The following is a 1219-nucleotide window of genomic DNA, read 5'->3' on the forward strand; positions in this document are numbered from 1 at the left end:
AGAAAAGTAAGGATTGTACAATAATAAAGATAAAAACCTCTCAAATCGTCCTAAACCTCACTATTCTAAGAAAAAGTTCGGGATGACTCATGTTTATGTTTGATTGTAGTTCCGTTAGGAACGTAATGTCTGTAGTAAAAGCACCTTTTTTTATGAATAAAACTATTTCTTTTTCCCATGATGCGGGTAATTAAAGAAATAAGAAGTAAGCAATGGAATACCAAAAATTCCCACAGTAATTATTGATACATAAGCATCTGCTTCTTCACTTTCCATAAATTTAGCGATTGGATTTTCAGGTAGAAAATGTGTGAGTAGAGATAAAGTCAACTTTAAACCCAACACACCGATTACTAAAAAGGCAGCTGTTTCTAAAAAAGGATACTTTTCCATTAATTTCACAAAGGCTTGTGCCACGAAACGCATTGCTAAAATACCGATAAATACACCAATACAAATCAAATAAAGGTTGTCAGTAAAAGCTACCGCTGCAAAAACGTTATCAATTGAAAAAGCTAAATCCATTACTTCCACTAAAAAAACGGTAGCCCAGAATGGTCCTAATGCTCCTAAAGTAACACGATAAAGCCAATTACTTTTCTTGTCTAATAAGTCATCGTCCTGTTGTGGTGTTGCTTCTTTTTTGAAGTAATCATATGTAAGGAACAATAAATACAAACCACCAATTGGTTTCAACCACCAAACTTGTACTAAGTACGAAGCAAATAAAAGACAAAGACCTCTAAAAAAATATGCACCAATAATACCGTACTTTAATGCTTTTTTTCTTTTTTCTGGCGATAAATCCATTACCATTGTTGCCAAAACTGCTGCATTATCAACAGAAAGAAGACTTTCAATCAGAATTAAATTTCCCACTACCAAGGCAGCTGCGCCTAAATCATTACCAAAAATTTGATGCAAAAAATCCATAAATGTTGTTTTGTGTTCAAAAGATTCACGAAGTTACAAACTTTGAAGCCTAAAAGATAAGGCAAGCAAGAATATTAATTTGATTGGTTTAATAGGATTGTAAATGGATTTTAAAAGCTTTTGATAATCAAACATTGTCCTTATTTTTTAACAAAAGAATCAAAAACAACTTACACAACTAAAGGGAGGGTGTACTCTACCCGAAGATTTCTTTAAAGTTTTGATTGTAAGACATTTGTATATTTATCCATTTTGCAAATGCCCCAAAGCATTTATTCCAGAGTTG

General features: G+C 32.4%; 1 protein-coding gene. It reads right to left on the bottom strand.

Annotated elements, in window-relative coordinates:
* Positions 1 to 162: 162 nt before the first annotated feature.
* The gene (locus HNP25_RS21610; RefSeq protein WP_184137849.1) at positions 163 to 933 is read right to left on the bottom strand and encodes a TerC family protein; all 771 of its coding nucleotides are present in this window, start codon (positions 931 to 933) and stop codon (positions 163 to 165) included.
* Positions 934 to 1219 lie beyond the last annotated feature (286 nt).

Source organism: Arcicella rosea (genome assembly GCF_014204325.1).
Taxonomy (GTDB): Bacteria; Bacteroidota; Bacteroidia; order Cytophagales; family Spirosomataceae; genus Arcicella; species Arcicella rosea_A.